The organism is Tissierellales bacterium, from assembly GCA_035301805.1.
GTDB lineage: Bacteria > Bacillota > Clostridia > Tissierellales > DATGTQ01 > DATGTQ01.
Genome location: DATGTQ010000175.1, coordinates 1 through 3,877, shown reverse-complemented (window position 1 = coordinate 3,877; position 3,877 = coordinate 1). Strand labels below are relative to the sequence as shown.

Annotated in this window: 3 protein-coding genes, 3 tRNA genes, 1 rRNA gene and 1 other RNA gene; all 8 read right to left on the bottom strand. The window is 30.2% G+C overall.

Annotated features, from left to right (window positions below):
- Positions 1-380: 380 nt before the first annotated feature.
- Positions 381-1,394 carry a UDP-glucose 4-epimerase GalE gene (gene galE, locus VK071_08875; protein ID HLR35416.1) on the bottom strand — a complete coding sequence of 338 codons (1,014 nt, stop codon included), beginning with the start codon at positions 1,392-1,394 and terminating at the stop codon, positions 381-383.
- 21 nt (positions 1,395-1,415) lie between these two features.
- Positions 1,416-2,333, bottom strand: a complete 918-nt coding sequence (gene galU / locus VK071_08870) for a UTP--glucose-1-phosphate uridylyltransferase GalU (GenBank protein ID HLR35415.1) — start codon at positions 2,331-2,333, stop codon at positions 1,416-1,418.
- A 172-nt stretch (positions 2,334-2,505) separates the two neighbouring features.
- Positions 2,506-2,580 (bottom strand) — tRNA-Thr (locus VK071_08865).
- A gap of 3 nt (positions 2,581-2,583) precedes the next feature.
- Positions 2,584-2,659: transfer RNA gene (locus VK071_08860), tRNA-Asn, on the bottom strand.
- A 13-nt stretch (positions 2,660-2,672) separates the two neighbouring features.
- Positions 2,673-3,014: RNase P RNA component class A (gene rnpB, locus VK071_08855), an RNA gene on the bottom strand.
- 112 nt (positions 3,015-3,126) lie between these two features.
- Positions 3,127-3,378: a hypothetical protein gene (locus tag VK071_08850; GenBank protein HLR35414.1), complete on the bottom strand. Its 252-nt coding sequence runs from the start codon at positions 3,376-3,378 to the stop codon at positions 3,127-3,129.
- Positions 3,379-3,510: 132 nt separating this feature from the next.
- Positions 3,511-3,585: transfer RNA gene (locus VK071_08845), tRNA-Thr, on the bottom strand.
- Positions 3,586-3,646: 61 nt separating this feature from the next.
- Positions 3,647-3,877: ribosomal RNA gene (locus tag VK071_08840) — 23S ribosomal RNA — on the bottom strand; the annotation flags it as partial.

Genomic DNA, 3,877 nt, shown 5'->3' with positions numbered 1-3,877 from the left:
CCATTGACATTACTGTAATCAATAGAATCTGTATAAATTGGGCATTCCATAATTTTGTACCCTCCTGTCATATATTCAGACATATTTACCTCCGAATCGGAATTAATTTTTATTATTTTAAATTATGACTTATTTCTATATTATACTCAAAAAAGACTATATTATCAATATAATTAATGTCATATACACTATATTATGCTACTTTTTTGTAGATAATGTCATTTTTTAATATTATATATTTTAATATTTTATAAATACATTAACAACCATTTTATTTAACATAGCCTTTTAAAATATCTACTTAAATTTTAATACATTTAAGATATATTTAAAAGTTAGAATTAAAGATTTTTATACTATTATAAATCTAACAATATTTATTATTTCTTATATCCATTTGGATTTTGGCTTTGCCATCTCCATGAATCTTCACACATTTCATCTATTCCATACTTAGTCTTCCAACCAAGTTCTTTTTCTGCTTTTGTAGGATCTGCATAACAAGCTGCTATATCCCCTGGTCTTCTTTCAGTTATTTTGTATGGTATTTCTTTACCACTAGCTTTTGAAAATGCATTAACTAATTCAAGTACACTATATCCTTTACCAGTTCCCAAGTTATATGTAACAAGACCTGGATTTTGAGATAATTTTTCTAATGCCTTAACATGACCATGAGCTAAGTCAAGTACATGTATATAATCTCTTACCCCTGTTCCATCAACAGTATCATAGTCATCTCCAAATACATTTAGATATGGAAGTTGACCTACTGCAACCTTAGTTATATATGGCATTATATTATTAGGTATTCCGTTTGGTTCTTCCCCTATTCTACCGCTTTTATGTGCACCTATTGGATTAAAGTATCTAAGTATTGCTACATTTAATTTTTTATCTGCAAAACATATATCTCTTAACATATCTTCTACCATTAACTTAGTTCTTCCATACGGATTTGTAACAGATAATGAAGAATCTTCTACTATAGGTAATTTTTCAGGATTTCCATACACTGTAGCTGATGAACTAAATACAAAGTTTTTTACATTGTATTTTTTCATAAGCTCAAATAATACTAATGTGCTTCCTATATTATTTGAGTAATATTCCATTGGCATTGAAACTGATTCTCCAACAGCTTTAAGAGCTGCAAAATGTATTATTGAATCTATTTCATTTTCTTTAAATACAACTTCCATTTTTTCTTTATCTGTTATATCTATTTCATAAAATTTAGGAGTCTTTCCTGATAGCTCTTTTATTCTATCTAATACTATTTTGTCACTATTACATAGGTTGTCCACTATTACTACATCATATCCTTCTTCTAAAAGCTCTATAGATGTATGGCTTCCTATATATCCTACTCCACCAGTTACTAAAACTGCCATTGTCCCACTACCTTTCTATAATTATTCTTTATCTATCGCTACTTCTTTATTTTCTAATGATAAATCTTCATCTATATTTTTTATAATATTTTTCATATAGTCTAATAAATCATCTCTTAAATTATCTCTCTTTAAAGCAAAGTCTATAGTCGCTTCTAAGAATCCTAATTTATCTCCTACATCATATCTTCTTCCTTCAAAATTATATGCATATATAGCTTCTTGTTTTCCTAATGTTTTTAGAGCATCAGTTAATTGTATTTCTCCACCTTTTCCTGGTTCTTGATTTTCTAATATTTTAAATATTTCAGGGGTTATTATATATCTTCCAAGTATAGCTACATTTGATGGCGCTTCTTCTATAGATGGCTTTTCAACCATATCTTTTACTTTGTATACTCTATCTTCTATATGTTTAACATCTAATATTCCATATTTATTAGTATCTTCTTTTGCTACTTCTTGTACTCCTAGTATACTTGTCTTATATTCATCATATGCATTTATTAATTGCTTTAAGCAAGGTGTTTCACAATCAACAATATCATCTCCTAATAATACTGCAAATGGCTCATTTCCTATAAAGCTTTTAGCACAGTGTATAGCATGTCCAAGTCCTTTTGGCTCTTTCTGTCTTATATAGTGGATATTTACCATGTTAGATATCCCTTTTACCATCTCTAACATTTCTAATTTCCCTTTTTGTTCTAATTCTAATTCTAATTCAACAGATTTATCAAAATGATCTTCTATTGATTTTTTATTTCTTCCTGTTATTATAAGTATTTCTTCTATTCCTGATTCTATAGCTTCTTCTATTATATATTGTAATGTTGGTTTATCTACTATAGGAAGCATTTCTTTTGGCTGTGACTTAGTTGCTGGTAAAAATCTTGTTCCCAGTCCTGCTGCCGGTATTATTGCTTTTTTTACTGTCATTATTTATCCTCCATAAATTCAATGTTATTTTTTTAATATATCATATTATACATTTTTATTCAATTTATGCTTCAATTTATGCTATTCAAAATTTTAGATATTATTCTATTACTTAATACTATGTTATAAAATTTTTCAAATAAAAAAGACTATACATTAATATAGTCTTCATTGGAGCTGGTGATAGGAATCGAACCTACAACCTGCTGATTACAAGTCAGCTGCTCTACCGTTGAGCCACACCAGCATATGGCGGGAATAACAGGACTCGAACCTGTGACCCATTGATTAACAGTCAATTGCTCTACCAACTGAGCCATATTCCCATTTATATCAATAAATATAAGCAAGTCTATAAGCGGAGTTCTGTATTTGACAATCATCTTTCTAGGCTTATTGTCACCAATAAGCTCAAGCGACCTACCAACCGGAGGATGCGAGCAACATCCTTTTAGCCCTATCTTGGTCTTGCTCCAGGTGGGGTTTACACGGCTTTGCTAGTCACCTAGCAAACGGTGAGCTCTTACCTCGCCTTTTCATCCTTACCACATAAGTGGCGGTTATTTTCTGTTGCACTTTCCTTAGGATCACTCCCACTAGGCGTTACCTAGCACCCTGCTCTATGGAGCTCCGACTTTCCTCACGTAGCAATATACTACCCGCGATTGTCTGGCTTACTTAATATTTAATTGACAATATATATATTAACATAAGATTTATATTGTGTCAAAAGTAAATTTTTGTTTTTAAAGTAACTTTGAGTTAATTTTTATAAAAAATAAATTATTAATGATTAGTTAACAGTATTAAATTCTGATACTCTTTTCTCTAACTTAGATACTTTTATCTTAACCTTATTTAACTCATTTGTATTATTTTCAGTTAATAATTCTAAAGTCTCAAATCCATCAGTCATTTTATATTCTATCTTATCAATTTTAGTATTCATATCTTTTATTTCTGACTTCATATCTTTTATTTCTGACTTCATATCCTTCATCTCTTTTTGCATATCTAATAATATTTCTAATATTTTGCTCTCCATTATTTCAACTCCTTAGTTTTATAATATATATTATAACATTTTTATTCATAAAATAACTATATTTAACTTAATTATTTCTATTAAATATTTTGATATAAATAAAAAAAGACTATATTTTTGTATAGTCTTTATTGGAGCTGGTGATAGGAATCGAACCTACAACCTGCTGATTACAAGTCAGCTGCTCTACCGTTGAGCCACACCAGCATATTAAATTTTAGAGTTAGTACTCTGAAAACTGCATATCATTTAATATTCATCATTTATATTGGTCAAGTCCTCGACCTATTAGTATCGATAAGCTAAATACATTACTGCACTTACACCTTCGACCTATCAACCAGGTAGTCTTCCTGGAGTCTTACCCTTACGGTGGGAAATCTTATCTTGAAGTTGGCTTCGCGCTTAGATGCTTTCAGCGCTTATCCATTCCGTACATAGCTACCCAGCCATGCCCTTGGCAGAACAACTGGTACACCAGAGGTACGTCCATCCCGGT

Excerpts from the sequence above, each read along its gene's own strand:
- galU (HLR35415.1), bottom strand. The coding sequence starts at position 2,333 with ATGACAGTAAAAAAAGCAATAATACCGGCAGCAGGACTGGGAACAAGA.
- galE (HLR35416.1), bottom strand. The coding sequence starts at position 1,394 with ATGGCAGTTTTAGTAACTGGTGGAGTAGGATATATAGGAAGCCATACA.
- VK071_08850 (HLR35414.1), bottom strand. The coding sequence starts at position 3,378 with ATGGAGAGCAAAATATTAGAAATATTATTAGATATGCAAAAAGAGATG.